The organism is Novacetimonas hansenii JCM 7643, assembly GCF_000964405.1.
In the GTDB taxonomy this organism is placed as follows: domain Bacteria; phylum Pseudomonadota; class Alphaproteobacteria; order Acetobacterales; family Acetobacteraceae; genus Novacetimonas; species Novacetimonas hansenii.
Genome location: NZ_BANE01000019.1, coordinates 1 through 20866, shown reverse-complemented (window position 1 = coordinate 20866; position 20866 = coordinate 1). Strand labels below are relative to the sequence as shown.

The following is a 20866-nucleotide window of genomic DNA, read 5'->3' as shown; positions in this document are numbered from 1 at the left end:
CGGTATTCGACCGATGGCGGCGCGACATGGACGGCGGTTGCAACCAATGTGTCGGACAGGACTGCAATCATCCTGCCGTCGTCGGCCCTCCTGTCGTTCCTGCCCGCGCCGAACTGGAACGGCACGCCGCCCGCACTGATGGCGCGCCTGATTGACAGCAGCAGCGGCCCCGTGGCGGCGGGGACGGGTGTGGATGTGTCGGCCAATGGCGGGATCACGGCCATTTCGGCCAACCTGTCCGCGCTTTCGACGGTGGTGACGATGCGTGCGCGCAATCCCGTCCTGTCGGATGACACGCAACGCAACGGTTTTTCCGAAGAAGCACTGACCGGCAAGGCCACATGGGACCTGTTCGATCGCTATGACCGCGATAACGTCCATCGTTTGGGAACGCCCATGGACGCAGGATGGGTCGCAGGGTTCGTGTCGCGCAGCTTTGTCCAGGCGGGAAGCCATTTTTCCATCCCGGTGGTGGACGGCGATGTCCTGGGGGCCTCGCCCCATCCTGATGAGAACTGGACGATGGATGTCCGTATGCAGGACGGCGCGCCATTGCCGGCATGGCTGATTTTTGACCCTGTGACCCGGCGTTTCGAGGGCGATCCCCCCGAAGGGGAATCCTGCGATCTGGTCCTGCATGTCGAACTTGCGGACGGGTACGGCCATCGTGGTTTTGTCGAGATGTTCGTGCATGTCCAGGGCGAGATGGACGGGCTGATGTCGCGGCTTCTGGATGATCGCGCCATGTCCGCGCCGTCGCGCGCGCAGGCCCCGCGGCAGCGTTCGACCCTGCATGACCGGCTGCGTGCCCATCATCAGGCGGCGCGCCATGGCCATGGGCGGCACCTTCTGCGTGGTGGGGGGGCCAGATAACCCGCCGCGCAGGCCGTATGTTTCATTTCCGCAATAATGTCATTTCCATAAAAAGCCCGGCGCAGGCGTCACATCCCGTCCTTCCTGCCTTTGTCGAAGATGTGCGCCCCATCTGTCGCGCCGCCAACCCCGTGAATAGCGAAAGTTCCCTGCCGTCATGACGTTTTGCCATTCTTTGCGTCGGCCACTGGCCCGAACCGTCGGGTTTGCCTCCATCCTTTGCATGACCGCCTGTTCGGTCAAGCCCCAGCCCATGACCCTGGCGGAGAACGTGTTGCGCGCGCAGGAAGACCGCGCCACCATCGACAAACATTATGTGCCGCTGACCGGTGGGCTGAGCATTTCTGGCGCGATCGCGCGTGCCCTGCGTTATAATTACGATATCGAGGTTTCAAAGCTGGAGGTCACGCAGCAGGAAAAGAACCTTGACCTGACCCTGATGACGATGTTGCCGAACATGTCGGCAGATGCAGGATATTCGCATCGTGGCAACAATAATTCGGCCGAAAGCATCTCCCAGCTGACGGGTGAGCATTACCTTGATTATTCCTATTCCGAAATGCCGACCCACGGGACGGGCGATGCCCAGTTTTCGTGGGATCTGATGGATGCGGGCATCAGCTATTTCATGGCCCGGCAGGAAGCCTATCGCGCCCTGATTGCGGTCGAGCGCCGGCGCAAGGCGATCAATAACCTTGTGCGCAACACGTCTGATGTGTACTGGCGCGCCGCGACGGCACAGGAACTGTTGCCAAAGATCGACCCGATGATCAACGAGACGGAGGCGATGCTTCGGGCATCACGCACGTCGGAGGGCGAGCATCTCCAGAATCCTGTGGTCTTGCTGGATTATCAGGCGAACCTGATGCGTACGGCGCGTGAACTGCATCGTCTGCGCAACGACCTGCAATCCGCACAGATCGAGCTGCGTTCGCTCATCAATGTCGCGCAAAATACGCCGCTGAACCTGACCACCCCGGTCGAGACATCGCTGGCAGGTGGGGACATGGACGTGCGCAAGCTGGAGGATATCGGCCTTGTCATGCGTCCCGAACTGCGCATGGAGGCATATCAGCAAAAAATCGACAAGCAGGATGTCTATAAGGAAATCATCCGCGTGCTGCCGGGGATCGGTGGCATTGGCAATCTGAATTTCGATTCCAATTCATTGCTGTATCACAATTACTGGGGGCAGATCGGGGTCCATGCGACCTATAACCTGATGAATCTGGTCCGTGCCCCGGCCGAGTTCTCCAAGGCGCACGGGGCGATCGCGGTGTCACAGCTGCGCCGCCTTGCCCTTTCGGTTTCGACGCTGGCTGAAATCCACCTGAGCGATCAGCAATATATCAACGCACTGGACATGCTGCGCACCGCACGTGATGCGGATGAGGTCGGCCGGCAGATGGAAACGGTGGCGGACCGGGTCGAACGCGCGGGCGCGGAATCACGATCCGACCGCGTGCGCCATCGCCTGTCCGGGGTGCTGGCGGAGGTCGATTGCGCGCGGGCATATGCACTGGCGCATTCATCGCTGGCCAACCTGTATGAATCCGTTGGCATCGACATTGTCCCGGCCAACGCGACGACAGAGGATCTGGCGACGCTTAACAAACAGGTCGATGCCTCGATCAAGGACTGGCTGGCCGGTCGCTTGCCTGAACTGCCGCCGCCTGCCAACCCCGCCCAGATCCCATCCGATCCGCTGCATTTTGGCATGGGGACACGCCCGACAACGATGGAAACCGCCAGAAAGGATGGATTCATAAATTGATCAAAACAGCAATGTCGCTGGGGGTTGCAGGAATGCTGGCCTTCGTCGTTCCCGCCATGGCGGTGGATGCGCCAGCCCCCCAAAATCCGCAGGCGCAGGAGCCCCCGAATCAGGGGGTGCAGTTCCAGGCCGTCGCAACCCAGCAGGCGCTTCTTGCCGCGCCGATGGCCGGGATCGTGGATGATCTGCCCCTGCGCGATGGGCAATCCTTTCATAAGGATGACCTGCTGGCGTCATTCGATTGCGGCGTCCAGCGGGCGACGCTCGACCATGCGGTGGCAGAACAGCAGAAGCATGCGGGGCTGGTCACGATCCAGAACCGCTTGCGGCAGTTGAAAAGTTATTCAGAGGCGGACATGCGCACCGCGCAGGCCGAATTGCAGGCGGCCAATGCGGACCGGCGCCTTGCGCAGGCCAATGTCGCGCATTGTACCGTACAGGCCCCGTTTGACGGCGTGGTGTCGGGTGTCAGCGCCCACGCCCATCAGTTCCTTCAGCTTGGTGCGCCCCTCCTTTCCATCGTCAATCCCGGATCGGTCGAACTGGACATGGTCGCGCCTGAGGCGCTGTTGCCCAAAATCCAGCCGGGGGCCGAATTCTCTGTCATGCTTGCCGGGCATACGCAAAAGGTCCGCGCCAGGGTCATCCGCCTCAGCCCGGTCATTGATCCGGTCAGCCGGACGGTGCGGGTCTATGCCGTGCCGGAAGAAGACGCGGCCGCCTTCCTGCCGGGCATGACGGGGGAGGTGGTCTTCCCGTGAATATGTCTCCCCCCCCTGAGGGGGGCTTTGCGGGGGGGGCGTCGGGCGACAGGCTGGTGGTCGAACGCCTTGCGCGGATGGTCAGCCTGATGGACCGCCTTGCATCCCTGCCGCGTAACGAGGCCGGGTTCGAGGCGGTGCAGGGCGCGCGTGACCTGTTTCGCTGTACGCTGTCCTTTCTTTATCTGGAGGACCCGCCGCGGATCGAATGTGTTTCCGGCGCGGGCCTGCCGGATGCCGACGCCCCCTTGAGCGTATGGATGCGCAAGCTGGTGCGCACGGTGGAACCGCACGAGGAGGCACAGGCATTCGACCGGGCCGACCTGCCCCCGCCGATGCAGGATTCGTGGCCGGCCTCGTGGCCTGATTATGGGCTTTGCGCGCCGTTGCGCATGCCGGGCGGGCGTGTGGGCACATGGGTCGTGATGGGGGAAACCCCATGGAGCCGCGCCGACGCCACCGCATTGGGGTCGATGGCGCATGTTCTGGCGCGCGTGCTCATCACACCCGATACGCCGCGCCCGTCGGTGTGGCGGCGGCTTGATCGCTGGAAATGGTGGGCTGTTGTGGCCTGCGCGCTCTTTTTGCTGCTGCCGGTCCGAAGTTTCGTGGTTGCCCCGGCCGAAGTCGTGCCCGTGGTGCCCATGCCCGTGCGTGCGCCCATTGCTGGCACGGTCGCGAACATGGCGGTCGCGCCCAACATGGCGGTTCATGCGGGCGACGTGGTGACACGGTTTGACCGGGCGGTCCTGCAAAGCGAGCGCGATGCCGCGTCCCATGAACTGGAGGTGGCCCGCACACGCTATAGCGAGGCGCTTCAGGGGGGGATGGACGATGCCAAGGTGCGATCGGAAATCGGCCCGCTACAGGCAAGGGTGGGCGAGCAGGAAGCCGAATTGCGGCGCAGACAATGGATGCTGGACCATGCCGATGTCCGCTCGCCGGGCGACGGGGTGGTGATTTATGACGATCCGGCGGACTGGATGGGGCGTCCCGTGGAAAAGGGCGAAAAGCTGGCGCTGCTGGCCCAGCCGGAATCGACGCGCATCGCAATCCATGTCCCGGCCGCGGAAATGATCGCGTTGGCGGATGACGCGCCGGTACAGTTTTTTGATGACCTGCGCCCGGACCGCCCGCATCGTGGCCATCTGGTCTTTCGTGGCTATTTCCCGGAAACCTCGGCGCAGGGGGTCGCGTCCGTCCTGCTGCGCGCGGACCTTGATGGTGCGGCGATCCGGCTGGGCACCAAGGGGGAGGCACGGATACTGGGTGGGCGACGGCCACTGGTCCTGTGGCTGTTGCATCGCCCGATCTTCTGGCTGCGCCCGTGGCTGGGGCTGTAGGGAATGACGGACTGGCCACCACTGCGTGATGACCTTGACCTTGTGCGCGGCCCCATGCTGGACGGGTTGCCGACATGGACCCTGCATGATCCGGTCTCCAACCGGTTTTTTCGATTGAGCTGGAAGGAAACGGAAATTCTGGTTCACTGGTCGCTGGGCGATGCGCAGGCGATCGCACACAGCGTATCGGCCGTCATGGGCCGGGTGTGCGCGCCGGGTGAAGTCATGGCCGTGGCGGAATTCTGCCACAGGATGCATCTGGTGGATGCTGTTTCGCCCGCCACCCTGGCGCATGAACGCGCCGCGCAACGGCAGGGAATATGGCAGTGGCTGTTGCATCATTACCTGTTCCTGCGCATTCCGCTGGTCCGTCCCAATGCCCTGCTTTCGGCCATGTTGCCTTGGTGCGGCTGGATGTTTTCGCGCTGGTTCTGGGGCGGGGTCGGTGTGCTGTCGCTGCTTGGGTTCTGGGGCATTGCCCTGCGATGGGAGGAGTATCGCGCGGGACTGCATGGATTGCTGTCGATGCGCGGGCTGGTTTCGGTTGCACTGGCCCTTGGTGCGGCCAAGCTGGTGCATGAGTTCGGGCATGGCATCACGGCCCGGCGCATGGGATGTGACGTGCCCGCGATGGGGGTCGCATTCCTGGTGTTGATGCCGGTTTTCTGGACCGATACCACCGATGCATGGCGGTTGCAGGATGCGCGCGGGCGGGTGGCGATTGATGCGGCGGGGATGCTGTCGGAACTGGTTCTGGCGGCGGTTGCCTCCGTACTGTGGGCGGTCCTGCCTGATGGCGGCGCGCGGCAGGCGGCACTTGTGCTCAGCGGGTCGGTCTGGATCAGCGCCGTGCTGTTGAATCTGTCGCCGCTGATGCGATTTGATGGGTATTACATCGCATCCGACCTGCTGGGTGTGCCCAATCTGCAATCACGGGGCTATGCTCTGGGACGTTGGCAGTTGCGGACATGGCTGTTCGGACATCAGGCGCCCCCGCCCGAACATATGCGCAGGGGCCGGGCCATCGGGGTGCTGTGTTATGCCTTTGCCTCGATGGTCTATCGCTTCTTCCTGTTTCTGGGCATCGCGGTTCTGGTTTATCGTGAGGTGTTCAAGGCGTTGGGCATCGTCCTGTTCGGGATCGAAATCTGGTTTTTTCTGGTCGGGCCGATCCTGCGTGAAATCCGGCAGTGGGGCAGGCTGATGCAGGCGGCATCAAGGTGGCGGCGGGGCGTCGTACTTGGGGTCATGGTGGTGGGGGTTTTGGTGGCGGTCGTGCCATGGAACCGCACGGTGCGGGTGGACGGTCTGTGGCGCCCGGCGATGCAGGCGCGGCTTAGGACCGCCGAAGCGGGCGCGCTGGTCTGGCTGCTGGCGCCGGGGACGGAGGTGACGCGCGGGCAGGTGGTGGCGCATCTGGTGTCCGAGGACCTGCAGGCCGGTCGCGATGTGGCCCAGGCCCGGCTTCAGACCAGTCTGGCCGAGTTGCGGCGCGCGGGATTCGCGGGCGAGTCCGGCGACCGCGCCATGCTTTCGACAATGGCCGACACGCAGGAGGAGGTTTCGCGGGGACGCCACGACGTGGCCGCAGCCGAAGGGCGCATCGACGCACTGGATATCCGCGCGCCATTCGATGGGGTCGTGGTCGATGTTGACCCGCAGGCGTATCAGGGCGAAGTCTTTCCAAAGCACACGCCGTTGTTCAGCCTTCTTTCACAGGGGCCGGGCGTTGTCGTCGGCTATGTTGGGGAAACCGATATCCGTGGGATTCACGCGGGGACAAGGGGGCGTTTCTGGTCGAAAACGGGTGGTCCGCCCCTTTGCCTGACGGTGGAGCGTGTGTCGGATGCGAATGCGGAGGCCATCGAGGAACTGGAACTGGCGCAGCCATCGGGCGGCCATGTGGCCGTGCATCGTGACCGGCATGACACCTGGCAGGCCGATCTTCCGCTTTATCGTGTGGTGGCCCGCGTGGACGCGCCTGCACCTGCGCCTGCGGCACGGATATTCGGCCTTATGGTGCTGGATGCCCCCTCAAGCAGCTTTGCCCTTCAGGTCTATCGCCGGGCCGCGTCGCTGCTGGTCCGTGAAAGCGGGTTTTAAGGGGAGGGTGTTTGAAAAGTCAGGATCAATAACATCCTGAAATCACAAAAGTTTTTGGTAAAGCTTTTTCCCAAAAAGCTTCAGAAGACGCTGCCTTTTTGAAAAACGGCAGCACCCAAAACTTTGTCTTGTTTTCTCAACAGGTTGCTTTCAGACCATCCCTTATCAGGGGGAAGGGGACCGGCCCGCGATCTGGTGCTGGTGGCATGGGATGGGTCGATGCCCGGCCATGGTGCCTGTTTTTGTGATGTGGGGAGGGGGCCATAAACGACGAAAGCCGCCTTGCGGCGGCTTTCTCGTGTCCGATTGTTTCCTGTAAGGAAACTGGAGCGGGCGATGGGATTCGAACCCACGACCCCAACCTTGGCAAGGTTGTGCTCTACCCCTGAGCTACGCCCGCGCTCCGTGTCGGTGAAGCGGTGTTTACGCAATAAGCATCTGTGGCGCAAGGGGGAAAATGCAGGGTGGGATGTTTTTTTTGATCTGCCCGGTCTGAGGTTGCGCGACGCCGTGGGAATGACAATCTATCGTTATGAAAAGCAGGCCACCAGCCCCGACAGGGGATGCGGTGGCGAAGACACAAAGCCAAGGCAGGATCAAGTTTCCATGGACTATATCATCGGTCAGTCCCCGTCCCCCAACACGCGTCCCGGCGCCCCCGCCGCCACGCCGGGTGCGGCGCCGTCCGCCGGGGCGGCCGTGATTTCGGATGGTGACCAGAACACCTTCATGCGTGACGTGGTCGAGGCCAGCCGCACGGTCCCGGTGCTGGTCGATTTCTGGGCCGCGTGGTGCGGGCCGTGCAAACAGCTGACGCCCGTGATCGAAAAGGTGGTGACATCGGCCGGTGGCCGCGTGCGCCTGGTCAAGATTGATGTGGACGCCAATCAGGCGCTGGCGCAGCAGTTGGGCAAGATCGGCCTGCCGTTGCAGTCGATCCCGCTGGTCGCGGCGTTCTGGCAGGGGCAGATCCTTGACCTGTTTCAGGGCGCACAGCCCGAAAGCGAGGTCCGGCGCTTTGTCGAAGGTGTGCTCAAGGCGGCGGGCGGGGCCTTGCCTGCGGCCGACCTGATCGCCCTGGCGCGCAAGGAACTGGACGAAGGGCGGGCGGAGGCCGCGGCCGGCGCCTATTCGCAGGTGCTGGAGATCGAACCCGAAAATCCCGCCGCGTGGGGCGGGCTGGTGCGCGCCCTGATCGTCATGGGGGACGAGGAAGGGGCGGCCGACGCCCTGCGTGACGTGCCCGCGGCCATTGCGGAACATGCGGAGATCAAGGGCGCGCGCGCGGCCCTCGACCTCAAGCGTGAAGGCCGCAAGGCGGCGGAGGAGGCGGAAAGCCTGCGCGCGCGCCTTGTTGCCAACCCCAAAGATTACGAGGCCCGGTTCGCGCTTTCGACCGCGCTGAACGCGGCGGGAAAGAAGGCCGAGGCCGCCGACGAACTGCTGACGATCATGAAGGAAGATCGCGCATGGAAGGATGACGGTGCGCGCCTGCAGCTTATCCGCCTGTTCGAGGCATGGGGTCATGACGATCCCGCGACGGTGGCGGCGCGTCGGCGCATGTCCTCGCTGCTGTTTTCATGACGCCACGCCATGACCGGGTCGGCCATGTGGTCGAACATGACGACATCCCGCGCCGCATCCCGCTGATACAGGACATGACGCTGGCGGATTTTCCGGCGGAAATCGGCCTGTTCCCGTTGAATGAGGCCATGTTGCTGCCGCATGGGAAGCTGCCGCTCAACGTGTTCGAACCGCGTTATGTCGCATTGGTGGAAGATGCGATGCGTGAAGGCCGGATGATCGGCATGATCCAGACGCGCGACTGGCCCGGCATGGGCATGGCGGAACCTATGACGCCCGGTGACGGGGTGTTCGCCGATGGTGATGGCAACGGTGATGGCGGTGGGGCCGGTGGGGCTGGCGGCCTGCCGGGGGGCGCGGATGAAACCCCGCCCCTGTATTCGGTGGGGTGCATCGGGCGCATTACATCCATGACCGAACGCGCGGATGGCACATATGGCATCACGCTGACGGGGCTGGCGCGGTTTCGCCTGCTGCGCGAGGCCGGGATGCGCCGGGGATACCGTGTCGCGCGCATTGACGTGTCAGGCTTTGCTGCCGATGTGACCGACCCGGACGAGGACGTCGCCTATGACCGGGAGCGCCTTTTGGAGTCGTTGCGCCGGTTCTGCACGCAGCAGGGGCTGAGCACGCAGTGGGATGCGTTGTATGAAATGGACGACGTGACCCTGCTGGTGATGCTGCCGATGATCTGCCCGTTCGCGACGGCGGAAAAACAGGCATTGCTGGAATCCGCGACGCTGGCGGAACGCGCCAATACGTTGCGCACGCTGCTGGACATGGCTGGACATGAGCCGGACGAGGGTGCATCCCCGTCCTGATCCAACATGATTTATGCAGGAGGCCGCCCCGCAATGACCGAAAAGCCTACTTTCCCACCGCTCGATCCCCGTCTTCTGTCGGTGCTGGTGTGCCCTGTGACCAAGGGGCCGCTGGTCTATGACCGCGAGGCCGGCGAACTTATCAGCAAGGGCGCGGGCCTTGCCTTCCCGATTCGTGATGGCATCCCCATCATGCTCCCTGACGAGGCGCGTCGCCTGACGGACTGATCTGTGGGCTGATCTGTGGGCTGGCCTTTCGCCATGTGACGCCCTTGGCGCACGGACCAGCCACGGGCGCGGCCCGGACCCGGCGGGTAGTGCGATTCCTGCCCCGACGGGGAGTGCGATCCCTGCCCCCTTCACCCTGTTTATGCCGCAACGGTCTGCAAAGGCCGGATAGCGCCGGTAAAAGTGCGGGGGCCATGCCCCCTGGCGGCATATGCCTGCGCCGTAGAGACTGTTTGAAACGTCAGGCGATATAACATACTGAAATTATAAAAGTTTTTGGTGAAGCTTTTTCCAAAAAGCTTCGAAAGACGCTGCCTTTCTCGATCAAAAGGCAGCACCCAAAACTTTTCTTGTTTTTTATCAATGAGTTGTTTTCAGACAGTCTCTTGGATGTCGGCCGCGACGTCCACCCCGTCGATCAGGCGGACTGAATCCAGCCACGCCGCCGCCAGCAGGCGTGCGGGGGTAGTGGGTGTCTGCGTCATTGGCGCAAGGTCGCGCGCATCGCGCAGTTCGAGGTAGTCAACGGACGCGAACCCCGCCGAAAGCAGCGCGGCGTGCGCCTGTCGCAGGGCATCGGCCACATCATGCCCGGCCGCGATCCGTTCGGCGCAGTGTGCCAGCACCTGCGGCAGGGCGCGGGCGCGGGTGCGGGCATCGGGGGACAGGCGGCGGTTGCGCGATGACATGGCCAGGCCGTCTTCCTCGCGCCGGGTGGGGCAGGTGACGATTTCCACCGGCAGGTTCAGGTCCGTCACCATGCGGCGTACCACATGCACCTGCTGGAAATCCTTTTCACCAAAGAACGCACGGTCCGCCAGCGCCTGCATCAGCAGCTTGCACACCACGGTGGCCACCCCGTCGAAATGGCCGGGGCGCGCGCCACCGCACAGCCCTTCGGACACGCCACGCACGGAAATGGTGGTGGCAAAGCCGGGGGGATACATCTGCGCGGCGTCCGGCGCATACAGCACGTCCACCCCCGCCGTGCGCAGCAGTGCGGCGTCGGCCTCCACCGTGCGGGGATAGGCGGCAAGGTCGGACGCATCGTCGAACTGCGTCGGGTTGACGAAAATACTGACCACCACACGGTCGCATGCCGCGCGCGCGGCCCGCACCAGCGACAGGTGCCCGTCATGCAGCGCACCCATCGTCGGTACCATGCCAACGCGCAATCCATCGCGTTTCCATTGCATGACGCGCGTGCGCAGGTCGTGGACGGTGTGGGCGATGGTCATGTGCGCGGTGGTCGTCATGGGGCCGTGTGTCCTGTTACGGGGGTGGGCGACGGGTGGGCGCGCCGGTGGCGTCGCCCATGTGGATCGGTTACGTGTGGATCGGTTATCCGTGCAGCGCGCGCAATATGCAAACGCCACCTGCATGATGGGTCGTGACCGATGGTTCGCTTTTCTGTTATGTTGCCGCCGTGTCCAGCAGGAGGCTTACTTGACCCGCATCGTCCATATCCTTGGCCTGTTCGCCTTCGTGCTTGCGCTTGCCGCATGTGCCTCCACCACGCCGGGAAAGGTGGATAATCGCGCCGACTGGCAACGCTGGGGCTATGCCGAGGGGCTGAAGAAAGTCGCCTCCTACTGATCCTGCGCGCCATGGCGGCCCGTCCGGTGGCAGAGTCGCCATAGCTCGCCCCCGCGTTTTCCCATTGCGTGCATGGCCCGTTCCGTGCGCGCCCCTTTGTGTTCTGGAGCCACCGGCGCGCAGCCGGTGAATGGTGCATGACCCTTTCTTCTTCCGATCCTGCCTGGTTCCCGCTGGCGGTGCGTCTTGATGACGTGCCTGTCCTGGTCGTGGGCGGGGGCGAGGTGGCCGTGAACAAGGTGCGCCTGCTGCTGGCGCACCGGGCGCGCATTTCGGTCATCGCGACCCGTCTGGTGGCGGACATGCGCCGGTGGGTGGAAGATGGGGTGTTGACCCATATCGCGCAGGATGCGTCCGATGCGGCCGTGCGCGCGGCCATTCCCGGTTGCCGCCTGGTCTATGTCGCGACCGATGACCGCGCGCTGAATCGCCGGATCGCGGCGATTGCGCATGACCTCAACGTGCTGGCCTGTGCCGTGGATGACCCGCAGCCCTCCTCCTTCATCACACCGGCGCAGGTACATCGCGGCGTGGTGCGTATCGCCATTTCCACCGGTGGCGCGGCCCCGGTCCTGGCGCGGCGGTTGCGTGAACAGGTGGAGGCGACGATTCCCGACGGTACCGGTGCCTTGGCCGGTTTCATGCAGGCCGAGCGTGAACGTGTCGGCGCGGCCTGTCCCGACATCGTGCGCCGCCGCCGCGTCTGGGAGGCATTTCTGGACGGGCAGGGCGCATCCGCCGCCCGCGCGGGGGATATGGCGCGCGCGCGCGATGTGCTGGACGCGCTGTTGTCGGGGGACGGGCCGGGGGGAGAGGTCTGGCTGGTTGGTGCGGGGCCGGGGGACCCTGACCTGCTGACGCTGCGTGCGCTGCATATGATGCAGAATGCGGATTGCGTGCTGTATGACCAACTGCTTTCCCCCGACCTGCTGGATCGTGTGCGCCGTGATGCGGAACTGGTATTTGTGGGCAAGCGGCGCAATCGTCATACCATGCCGCAGGAGGAGATTAACGCCGAACTGGTCCGTCGTGCCCGTGCGGGGCAGCGTGTGCTGCGCCTGAAGGGCGGGGACCCGTTCGTATTCGGCCGCGGGGGGGAGGAGATCGAGGCGCTGTTGCACTCACGCATTCCGTTCCAGGTGGTGCCCGGCATTACGGCGGCCAACGGGTGTGCGGCCTATGCCGGGATTCCGCTGACGCATCGCGACTGTGCGCAGGCCTGCATGTTCGTGACCGGCCATGCCCGCGCCGATGGGGTGCTGGACCTGCCATGGGCCAATATGGCGCGACCGGGACAGACGATCGTGATTTACATGGGGGTTGCGGCCCTGCCGGTGCTGTGCGCCGAACTGGCGCGCCATGGCCTGCCCGATGACTGGCCCGCGGCCATCGTCGAACGCGGCACCCGCCCGGACCAGCGCGTCTTTACCGGCACGTTGGCCGACCTGCCGGGGCTGGCGCGTGAAAATGGGGTCGGCAGCCCGGCGCTGATTATCGTGGGACAGGTGGTACGGCACCGCGTGGTATCGCCGTCCATCGCAGCGCCGTCCATTGCATCGTCATCCATCGCGTCACCACATGACGCATCGCGAACCGACCCGTAAATTTCCGACCGGCGCGCAACAGGGGCCTGCACGCGATGCCTGTAAAGGGCGTGTGCAAACGGCCCGTTGATAAGACAGCATATATCACTGCGGATGTTTCCCGTTGGGCTGTGGCCTTCCCCTGTTTCGGGGGAGTGTTCCCTTGCGGCATGAGAACCTGCGCGCGGTCCTGTCGTTTGTTCTGGCAAGGGGAAACCCGCGCATGTTCACGCCGAAGTGAGGGTATGTGTGATTTTTATATTGAAAATGATAATCATTATCATCTAATGTCAGCGACATGATAAACCTCTAGGGAGCCGGACTTCGCGTGTCCGGGAATGCCATGTCCAGTTATGCGACCGTTCTGTCCGATCTTCCCTGTGGCGAACGACTGGCGGTATGGACCGTCCGCCGTCTTGTCGGGCCTGTGCATCCGATGCCTTCATGTTCCGGTGCGGCGGGCCTGTCGGTCAATGCGCGTTCGGCGCTTGGGCTGTTCTTGCCATGCAATCGCCGGGAATTCGCCGATGTGGCACAGGCTTTTCACAACGCACTGGCATGGATGGCGCGCCAGCGGCTGCCGCTGCTGGATATCGCGATGGCCGGGGTGATGCATGTAACCGATGTGGAACGCCGCCTGCTGGCGGCCACGGCGGCGGCACAGGCCGGTCATGATGACGAAGCACGCATCGCCCTGCGTGATGTGTCCGACCATGACGGGGTGGTGACGCGCCTGATGCCGGCCATCACGCTGCTTGGCGCATGTCTGGCGGGGGCGGGATACTGGCTGGGGGTGCGGGTGGCGCGGCCGATGCTGCATTGCGCGCCGCATTACACATCCGTGGCGGCTGCCCCCGCCATTGGCCATGCCTGAAGCGGACGGAACCTGCGGGTCGTGCCGCACGGATGTGGTGTTACAGGACGCCACATCCGGGATTCAGGTATTGGAAAAATGAATACCATGAAATATGTGGTAAAATGTTCCGTTACCAGATGATGTTTCATTAAACGTTCATAAACGCAGCGACTGAAAAAAACTATCGTCCCGCGCAGCAAGGAAATTGCGCGAGGTGATGTTGATGTTCGCGAATACAGGGGCCGCGTTTTTACGATATATTCCCCATCGTGCCGGATGTGCGCATATTGTTTTTGTGCTGGCTGTCGCTGTGGCCTCCACCGCGCAGGCCGCGGATGCCGGCAGCACGGGGAAGAAGAAAACCGCGGCGGCTGTTCATGGGACAAAGCCGGCGCCCACCGCGAAAAATGAATATATCCACGTCAATGCCAGCCGTTCGATGCCCGATGGCGTGACGCTGAATGCGCCGGGCGGCGGCCGCATGTCGGTGGAGACGGAGGCCCGTTCGCAGACGACGCTGACACGCGATTACATCGCCAAGCAGTCGCCCACCGCCAATATCAATACGCTGATTGCCATGGTGCCTGGCGTGGTCCTTGGGGCGAAGGACCCGATGGGGATCGAAAGCGACCATATGAACATGCGCGGCCTTGACGGGTCCGAAGTCGGATATGTGTTCGAGGGGATACCATCGTCCAATCCCACAACCTATGTCGCGCATACCCAGATGTTGGTGGATGCGGAAAATATCGGTTCCATCAAGGTTATTCAGGGATCTTCGAGTATTGATTCCCCCGTGTACTGGGCGGCTGGCGGCGAAATCAACACCAGGATGATGGACCCGTCGCACCAGATGCACGGATATGTTTCCGCATCGGGTGGGTCATACGGGTCGAACAAGGAATTTGCCCGGTTCGAAACCGGTGATATCGGCAATACCGGCCTGCGCGGGATGGCGTCGTTTTCCTATACCCGCAGCAATAACTGGTTCGGCGGGGGTGGTGTCTATCGCTACCATGTGGACTCCAAGCTGGCCAAGGACTGGTCGATTGGCAATACATCGCTGATTTTCGGCTATACCCGCGAAAATCAGGCCAGTTACCCCACGGTGACGATGGCGAAATGGGATGCATGGCAGAAAACCGGGAAAAGCCCCGGATATAACAAGGATTATTATTTCGGGAATACGAACTGGTATAAACTGCACATGGAGGACGAGAACGAAATCCATGTCATGCTACCATCTGACCTGCGGCTGAATGACAGCCTGCGCCTGCAGGTCCGTCCCTATTACATCCATCGTACCGGCCCCACGCTCGGCAGTGCCATGGTGCCCGGCAGCGGCGGATATATGGGCAGCGAACAGTACGGCAACCTGAACCTGCCCTATGCGCAAAAGGGCAAGGCAACCGCCGTGGCCTATAACAACTGGCAGGAAGACAGTGGCGGGCTGAGTTCGGAAATCTCTTGGGTGACAAGGCATAATACGCTGTCATTCGGGGACTGGTACCAATATACGGATTACAGTGTCCTGAACGATTATGGTGTGGTCAATGACGCGGGCGATACGGTCGGGGGATACAACCCGATCCGCCTGCCGTCGGGGCGCGTGCTGGCGACAGAGGACATGAGCTATATACAGCAGGTCAATACGCTGTATATCGCCGATACGTTCAGGGCATTTAACGACCGTCTGGTCATCAATGCGGCGTTCAAGGCCTCAATGGTCGGGCGTTCCGTCACCAACGACATTCCCGGCACGCAATACAGCAACAACAGGAATTATTTCGAGCCCCTGCCACAGGTTTCCCTGACCTATTTCATCACCCGCCATGACCAGGTCTATGTCAATGGCACCACGTCATATCGCATGCCCGCGTCGGCCAATGCGTATATCGACAGCTACAGCCTGACATCGCCCAAGCCCACGACGACGATTGGCAACCTGAAGCCCGAATATGACATCAGCGAGGAAGTCGGCTATCGGCACACGGGACTTTTCAATGTCTCGCTTGCGCTGTTCAACATGAACCTGACGAACCATCAGGTCAGCTCGTCCGAATACCTGCCCGGTGACAATTACCTGACCAGCGTCCCGCTGAATGTCGGGGGGGAGACGATCCGGGGCGTACAGGTCGAATTCGGCATGAAGCCATGGCATCATTTCAGCCCCTATCTGTCGGGGCAGTTCCTGCATGCCACCACGGACAATAATTTCAACGCCGGCACAGATTACCTGCCCACGGCAGGGAAAACCGCGATTGCCGCGCCGAAATTCTCAGGCTCCATCGGGTTGCAGTATGATGATGGGCATTATTTCGGAAATGCCAACATCCTTTATGTGGACAAGCAATATTCGGCGCTGATGGATAATGCCGCGATGCCGTCCTACATCACCGCCAACCTGACGCTGGGTTATCGTTTCCACAGCTTCTCGCGCTTTCGTTCGCCACAGATCCAGGTCAACATCATGAATGTGGGCGACAATCATTACCTGTCGGCGGTGTCGGGATATGGCGGCACGGCAAAGGCGATGAAGGGCATGAACGGAACCGCCGTCAGCGCATCGACACCAAGCTATTTCGCCGGGGCGCCATTCGCGGTCGTGGCCAGTGTTTCAACAGGGTTTTAAGACGATGTTTGCATTCATCCTGCGCCTGTCAGCAATTTTCATCGCCCTTCTGGTCATGGCAGAGGTGGCATGGGCCGGTGATGCCGCCCAGACTGGTGCCCCGGTTGCCGCCCCGGTTGCCGCTGCGGTGGGCGCTCCGGTGGGCACCGCGATTGGCGCCCCGGCAGACGCCCCGGCAGATGCCCCGGCGGAGGCCGCGCCCGCCGCCACGGTCCTGACCCGCATGGAGGCGCAGGAGGCGCATCAGGGCGTCACCAATGACGCAAAATATGTCTATGCCATTTCCAACAGCACCATTGGCAAATATGACCGTGCCAGTGGCCGGCATGTTGCATCATGGTCGGGCGACCCGCAGGTGTTCATCCATATCAACAGTTGTGAAATGGTGGCAGGGCAGATGGTCTGCGCCATGTCGAACTTTCCCAACGTCCCGATGACCAGTTCGGTTGAATGGTTCAATCCCGTGACGATGCGCCATGTCCGCAGCCACAGCTTTGGCCCCGGCCATGGGTCGCTGACATGGATCGACTGGCATGACGGGTTCTGGTGGGCGTGCTTTGCCAATTACACCGCCAGCGGGGGAGAGGTCGGCCGGGGCACGGAATCGACACGCCTTGTGAAATATTCGCCGGATTTCGTGGAACGCGAATCATGGCTGTTCCCGCTGGATGTCCTGAAACGTTTTGGGGATTTCAGCGCATCGGGTGGCCGGTGGGGCCGTGACGGGATGCTGTATGTGACGGGGCATACGCGCCCTGAAATGTATGTGCTGCGCCTGCCCGATGCGGGGGGGCGGCTGGTGCATGTCCGCACGATCACCCTGCCCACCGGCGGGCAGGCCTTTGACTGGGACGCCACGCGCCCCGGCACCATCTGGACCATCAGCCGCGACAGGGCGGAACTGGTGCAAAGCCGCCTGCCCTGATGATATGGGGCCATGGCCGCCCATCCCTGGGGGATGACGCCATGGTTCCCAAAAGGCCATGACCTGTGGCCGGGGGGGAGGGTATGCATCCCCCCGGATGTCGTTTACTGTTCGGTACAGGTGGCCGGGTCGGGGCCGGTGCGGTGATTGCCGTCGAGTGTGGCGAGGTCGCGCATGTCCGCATCCGACAGTTCGAAATCGAAAACCTCGATATTGGCTTTCATGCGGGCGGGATGCGCGCTTTTGGGCAGGGGAACCGCGCCCATCTGCACCACCCATCGCAACAGGACCTGTGCCGGGCTGCGGTTGTGGCGTTGCGCCACGCGCCCGACGACGGGGTTTTCCAATATGGCGCCACGGCCAAGCGGGCTCCACGCCGCGGTCAGGATGCCCAGCTTTTTGTGCAGGGCCACGGATTCGGCCTGTGCAAAATCGACATGCATTTCGATCTGGTTGACCGCCGGGGTCACGCCGGTGGCGTCGATGATGCGTGTCAGGTGTTCGGGCAGGAAGTTTGACACCCCGATGGAGCGTACGCGCCCGTCCTTTTGCAACTGTATCAGGGCCTTCCAGCTTTCGACATACTGGTCCTTCATCGGCAGGGGCCAGTGGATCAGGTAAAGGTCGATATAGTCCATCTTCAGCCGTTGCAGGCTGGTGTCGAACGCGCGCAGGGTGCTGTCGTACCCCTGGTCGCGGCCCCGCAGCTTGGTTGTGACGAAGATGTCGGGGCGGCCCACGTCAAAGCTGAGCAGGCCGGTGCCGACGCCGGATTCGTTGCCATAATTGGCGGCGGTGTCAAACAGGCGGTATCCGCATGACAGGGCCTCACGCACCGCCGTTTCGGCCTGCGGGTTGTCCAGCGGGTATGTGCCGTATCCGATCGCGGGGATCTTATGCCCGTCATTAAGGGGCAGCAGGGGGATGTTGTGCATGCTCGGTTCCTTCGCCTCGCTAAGTGTCCGGCCTGCGGGGGCGACATGCTGCGCCCCGACGCGTGGAGCGACCGGAGGGATGGAGTAGCCTGTCCCCAACGTAACGCCTTGAGGGTGGATCGGTTTAATGCCCGGTTTTCAGGACAGCCCTGCGTATGCTTCATTGTGGCAAAAGGATGACTGCCATGAATGAACAGACGAACACCCCGACTCCCGATGCGGTGCAGGCGATGCACCGTTCGGTCCTGACACTCGATACCCATGTGGACATCCCATGGCCTGATCGCGGTGATTTCGCCACGGGCGCGGACTCGCGCTGTGTGGACCTGCCGAAATTGCGCGAAGGCGGCATGGGGGCCGCCTGCCTTGTCGCCTATGTGGGGCAGGGCGCGGTTGGGGATGCGGGCCATGCCGCCGCCTCGGCCAAGGCGCTGGCGATGCTCGACGTCATCGCGGGCACGGACGACGTGCCCGGCGTAAGGGTGTGCGACAGCGCCGACGCCCTGATGGCGGCGCACCGCGCGGGGGACATCGCGATCATCCCCGCGGTCGAAAATGGCTATACCATCGGGCAGGATATCGGCCTGCTGGCGCGGTTCCGCGAACGTGGCGTGCGTTACATGACGCTGACGCATAACGGGCACAACGCGCTTGCCGATTCCGCGCGGCCGATGACGCACCTTGGCGATGCGGCGGAACCTCATGGCGGCCTGTCGGCGCTGGGGCGCGCGGCGGTGGCGGAAATGAACCGCCTGGGCATGCTGGTGGACGTGTCGCACACGTCGCGCAAGACGATGATGCAGGCCGTGGAACTGTCACGCGCACCGGTTTTCGCCAGCCATTCGTGCGTGCGCGCCCTGTGCGATCACCCGCGCAACCTTGACGATGGGCAGCTTGACGCCCTGCGTGCGTGCGACGGGGTGATCCATATCACCGCCATGGACGCCTTCCTGTGCCCGCGCGATGTGCGCCAGACCCATCGTGTGGGGGTTGCGGATTTTGTGGACCATATTGATTACGCCGTCAGGCGCATCGGTATCGCGCATGTCGGCATTTCGTCCGATTTTGACGGCGGCGGCGGGATCGACGGATGGGCCAGCGCGGCGCAGGCCCCCAACGTGACGGCGGAACTGATGCGCCGTGGTTATGACGCAACGCAGATCGCCGCGCTGTGGGGCGGTAATTTCGTGCGCATCCTGCGCCGTGCGGAGGAGGTGGCCGCATAACGGCCTCCCGTAACCGACCCAGTAACGTACCCCGCAACCGTACCCTGCAAACGTCCATGCCGCCCGCGCGTTGATGCGCATCGGCCGCGCGCGCACCGGCTATCGCACTCTGGATTTGCAGAGGGCAAGGGGCTATACCCGCAACCGTCAAACAGGAAATCAGGACAGGTCATGACAACAGATTACAAGGTCAAGGACATCTCCCTCGCGGGGTGGGGACGCAAGGAAATCGCCATCGCGGAAGGGGAAATGCCCGGCCTGATGGCCCTGCGCGATGAATATGGCAAGTCGCAGCCGCTCAAGGGCGCGCGCATCGCGGGCTGCCTGCACATGACCATCCAGACCGCTGTCTTGATCGAGACACTGACGGCGCTGGGTGCGACGGTGCGCTGGTCTTCGTGCAACATCTTCTCCACGCAGGACCAGGCCGCGGCGGCGATCGCGGCGACCGGCGTGCCCGTGTTCGCATGGAAGGGCCTGAGCGAGGACGAATTCTGGTGGTGCATCGAACAGACCATCAAGGGGCCGGACGGCTGGACGCCGAACATGATCCTCGATGATGGCGGGGACCTGACGACCCTGATGCACGAGAAGTATCCCGAGATGCTCAATGACGTGCGTGGCATCTCCGAAGAGACCACGACCGGTGTGCATCGCCTGTGGGACATGGCCAAGAAGGGCCTGCTGAAGGTGCCGGCCATCAATGTCAATGACAGCGTGACGAAGTCGAAGTTCGACAACCTGTATGGGTGCCGTGAAAGCCTGGTGGACGCAATCCGCCGTGGCACCGACGTCATGATGGCGGGCAAGGTCGCGGTCGTCGCGGGTTACGGCGACGTGGGCAAGGGGTCGGCCGCGTCCCTGCGCAATGCGGGCTGCCGCGTGCTGGTGACGGAAATCGACCCCATCTGCGCGCTGCAGGCCGCGATGGAAGGGTATGAGGTCGTGACGATGGAAGAAGGTGCGCCGCGCGGCGATATCTTCGTCACCGCCACCGGCAACGAGGACGTCATTACCATCGACCATATGCGGGCGATGAAGAACCGCGCCATCGTGTGCAACATCGGGCATTTCGATTCCGAAATCCAGATCAACGCGCTGCGCAACTTCACGTGGGAAAACATCAAGCCGCAGGTGGACGAGGTCGTCTTCCCCGATGGCAAGCGCCTGATCGTCCTGTCCGAAGGCCGCCTTGTGAACCTGGGCAACGCCACGGGCCACCCGTCCTTTGTCATGTCCGCGTCGTTCACCAACCAGACGCTGGCGCAGATCGACCTGTGGACCGCACCTGCGGGCAAGTATGAAAACAAGGTCTATACCCTGCCCAAGCATCTCGATGAGAAGGTGGCGTTCCTTCACCTTGCCAAGGTGGGTGCCCGCCTGTCGAAGCTGACGCCCAAGCAGGCCGAATATATCGACGTGCCCGTCGCCGGGCCGTTCAAGAATGATCTGTATCGTTACTGAGGCCGGTTTCCCTGCTATAACAAACCCGAGAGCCCCGGCAGCCCTGCCGGGGTTCATCAGGAAACAAGGAACGATTGCATGAGTATTTTTGGCACCATCCTGTCCAAGATCTTTGGCTCGTCCGAAGCAAAGGCGGCAACGCCCGCCGCTGCCGCCCCCGCC

Annotated in this window: 17 protein-coding genes, 1 tRNA gene and 1 pseudogene; 16 read left to right on the top strand and 3 right to left on the bottom strand. The window is 62.8% G+C overall.

What is annotated here, in order from left to right:
• The 5 genes from B7G66_RS17730 to B7G66_RS01435 form a co-directional block, all read left to right on the top strand.
• Positions 1-873: hypothetical protein (locus B7G66_RS17730; protein ID WP_048858788.1), on the top strand; the 873-nt coding region annotated here is incomplete at its 5' end.
• Between the two features lie 157 nt (positions 874-1030).
• Complete coding sequence (locus B7G66_RS01450) at positions 1031-2647, top strand: TolC family protein (RefSeq protein WP_080937624.1); 1617 nt, start codon at positions 1031-1033, stop codon at positions 2645-2647.
• Positions 2644-3408, top strand: coding sequence for an efflux RND transporter periplasmic adaptor subunit (locus B7G66_RS01445; RefSeq protein ID WP_139312528.1), 765 nt, complete (start codon positions 2644-2646; stop codon positions 3406-3408). Before B7G66_RS01450 ends, B7G66_RS01445 begins: the two co-directional genes overlap by 4 nt.
• Entirely contained in the window at positions 3405-4751 is a 1347-nt protein-coding gene (locus B7G66_RS01440; protein WP_143456110.1) for an efflux RND transporter periplasmic adaptor subunit, read from the top strand. Before B7G66_RS01445 ends, B7G66_RS01440 begins: the two co-directional genes overlap by 4 nt.
• A gap of 3 nt (positions 4752-4754) precedes the next feature.
• The gene (locus B7G66_RS01435) at positions 4755-6854 is read left to right on the top strand and encodes an HlyD family efflux transporter periplasmic adaptor subunit (protein ID WP_003621853.1); all 2100 of its coding nucleotides are present in this window, start codon (positions 4755-4757) and stop codon (positions 6852-6854) included.
• A 325-nt stretch (positions 6855-7179) separates the two neighbouring features.
• On the opposite strand, the gene B7G66_RS01430 is transcribed toward B7G66_RS01435, so the two are convergent.
• Positions 7180-7254: transfer RNA gene (locus B7G66_RS01430), tRNA-Gly, on the bottom strand.
• Positions 7255-7460: 206 nt separating this feature from the next.
• On the opposite strand from B7G66_RS01430, the gene B7G66_RS01425 reads away from it, so the two are divergent.
• From B7G66_RS01425 to B7G66_RS01415, 3 genes are read left to right on the top strand one after another with little or no spacing between them, the layout of a single operon-like run.
• Positions 7461-8438, top strand: coding sequence for a tetratricopeptide repeat protein (locus B7G66_RS01425; RefSeq protein ID WP_040512841.1), 978 nt, complete (start codon positions 7461-7463; stop codon positions 8436-8438).
• Complete coding sequence (locus B7G66_RS01420) at positions 8435-9259, top strand: LON peptidase substrate-binding domain-containing protein (RefSeq protein ID WP_003621855.1); 825 nt, start codon at positions 8435-8437, stop codon at positions 9257-9259. The genes B7G66_RS01425 and B7G66_RS01420 overlap by 4 nt, the downstream gene beginning before the upstream one ends.
• A 33-nt stretch (positions 9260-9292) precedes the next feature.
• On the top strand, positions 9293-9487 hold the full coding sequence (locus tag B7G66_RS01415; RefSeq protein WP_003621858.1) for a Trm112 family protein: 195 nt from the start codon (positions 9293-9295) through the stop codon (positions 9485-9487).
• 374 nt (positions 9488-9861) lie between these two features.
• Here B7G66_RS01415 and panC read toward each other — a convergent pair whose 3' ends face one another.
• A complete protein-coding gene (panC, locus tag B7G66_RS01410; RefSeq protein WP_003621860.1) occupies positions 9862-10743 on the bottom strand; it encodes a pantoate--beta-alanine ligase in 882 nt (293 codons plus the stop codon).
• On the opposite strand from panC, the gene B7G66_RS18335 reads away from it, so the two are divergent.
• The 5 genes from B7G66_RS18335 to B7G66_RS01385 all read left to right on the top strand — a co-directional run bounded on the left by B7G66_RS18335 (position 10724) and on the right by B7G66_RS01385 (position 17079).
• Complete coding sequence (locus B7G66_RS18335) at positions 10724-11083, top strand: hypothetical protein (protein ID WP_206778179.1); 360 nt, start codon at positions 10724-10726, stop codon at positions 11081-11083. The genes panC and B7G66_RS18335 overlap by 20 nt on opposite strands.
• Positions 11084-11220: 137 nt before the next feature.
• Complete coding sequence (gene cysG / locus B7G66_RS01400; RefSeq protein WP_003621863.1) at positions 11221-12687, top strand: siroheme synthase CysG; 1467 nt, start codon at positions 11221-11223, stop codon at positions 12685-12687.
• 322 nt (positions 12688-13009) lie between these two features.
• Positions 13010-13540 (top strand): hypothetical protein, encoded by a 531-nt coding sequence (locus B7G66_RS01395; RefSeq protein WP_003621865.1) that lies wholly within the window; start codon positions 13010-13012, stop codon positions 13538-13540.
• Positions 13541-13745: 205 nt separating this feature from the next.
• Positions 13746-16154, top strand: a complete 2409-nt coding sequence (locus B7G66_RS01390) for a TonB-dependent receptor (RefSeq protein ID WP_159107940.1) — start codon at positions 13746-13748, stop codon at positions 16152-16154.
• A 4-nt stretch (positions 16155-16158) separates the two neighbouring features.
• On the top strand, positions 16159-17079 hold the full coding sequence (locus tag B7G66_RS01385) for a hypothetical protein (protein ID WP_003621869.1): 921 nt from the start codon (positions 16159-16161) through the stop codon (positions 17077-17079).
• A gap of 104 nt (positions 17080-17183) precedes the next feature.
• On the opposite strand, the gene B7G66_RS01380 is transcribed toward B7G66_RS01385, so the two are convergent.
• Entirely contained in the window at positions 17184-18014 is an 831-nt protein-coding gene (locus tag B7G66_RS01380) for an aldo/keto reductase (protein ID WP_003621871.1), read from the bottom strand.
• A 185-nt stretch (positions 18015-18199) separates the two neighbouring features.
• Between B7G66_RS01380 and B7G66_RS01375 the strand changes: the two genes are divergently transcribed.
• The 3 genes and pseudogenes from B7G66_RS01375 to B7G66_RS18590 all read left to right on the top strand — a co-directional run.
• Entirely contained in the window at positions 18200-19240 is a 1041-nt protein-coding gene (locus B7G66_RS01375) for a dipeptidase (protein WP_003621873.1), read from the top strand.
• 171 nt (positions 19241-19411) lie between these two features.
• On the top strand, positions 19412-20704 hold the full coding sequence (gene ahcY, locus B7G66_RS01370; RefSeq protein WP_003621875.1) for an adenosylhomocysteinase: 1293 nt from the start codon (positions 19412-19414) through the stop codon (positions 20702-20704).
• Positions 20705-20782: 78 nt separating this feature from the next.
• Positions 20783-20866: pseudogene (locus tag B7G66_RS18590) on the top strand (DUF3597 domain-containing protein); the annotation flags it as partial.

Bases quoted from the DNA above. Each gene is read 5' to 3' on its own strand.
- B7G66_RS01450 (WP_080937624.1), top strand. From the start codon at position 1,031: ATGACGTTTTGCCATTCTTTGCGTCGGCCACTGGCCCGAACCGTCGGG.
- B7G66_RS01435 (WP_003621853.1), top strand. From the start codon at position 4,755: ATGACGGACTGGCCACCACTGCGTGATGACCTTGACCTTGTGCGCGGC.
- B7G66_RS01425 (WP_040512841.1), top strand. From the start codon at position 7,461: ATGGACTATATCATCGGTCAGTCCCCGTCCCCCAACACGCGTCCCGGC.
- B7G66_RS01420 (WP_003621855.1), top strand. From the start codon at position 8,435: ATGACGCCACGCCATGACCGGGTCGGCCATGTGGTCGAACATGACGAC.
- B7G66_RS01415 (WP_003621858.1), top strand. From the start codon at position 9,293: ATGACCGAAAAGCCTACTTTCCCACCGCTCGATCCCCGTCTTCTGTCG.
- B7G66_RS18335 (WP_206778179.1), top strand. From the start codon at position 10,724: ATGTGCGCGGTGGTCGTCATGGGGCCGTGTGTCCTGTTACGGGGGTGG.
- panC (WP_003621860.1), bottom strand. From the start codon at position 10,743: ATGACGACCACCGCGCACATGACCATCGCCCACACCGTCCACGACCTG.
- cysG (WP_003621863.1), top strand. From the start codon at position 11,221: ATGACCCTTTCTTCTTCCGATCCTGCCTGGTTCCCGCTGGCGGTGCGT.
- B7G66_RS01395 (WP_003621865.1), top strand. From the start codon at position 13,010: ATGTCCAGTTATGCGACCGTTCTGTCCGATCTTCCCTGTGGCGAACGA.
- B7G66_RS01390 (WP_159107940.1), top strand. From the start codon at position 13,746: ATGTTCGCGAATACAGGGGCCGCGTTTTTACGATATATTCCCCATCGT.
- B7G66_RS01385 (WP_003621869.1), top strand. From the start codon at position 16,159: ATGTTTGCATTCATCCTGCGCCTGTCAGCAATTTTCATCGCCCTTCTG.
- B7G66_RS01380 (WP_003621871.1), bottom strand. From the start codon at position 18,014: ATGCACAACATCCCCCTGCTGCCCCTTAATGACGGGCATAAGATCCCC.
- B7G66_RS01375 (WP_003621873.1), top strand. From the start codon at position 18,200: ATGAATGAACAGACGAACACCCCGACTCCCGATGCGGTGCAGGCGATG.
- ahcY (WP_003621875.1), top strand. From the start codon at position 19,412: ATGACAACAGATTACAAGGTCAAGGACATCTCCCTCGCGGGGTGGGGA.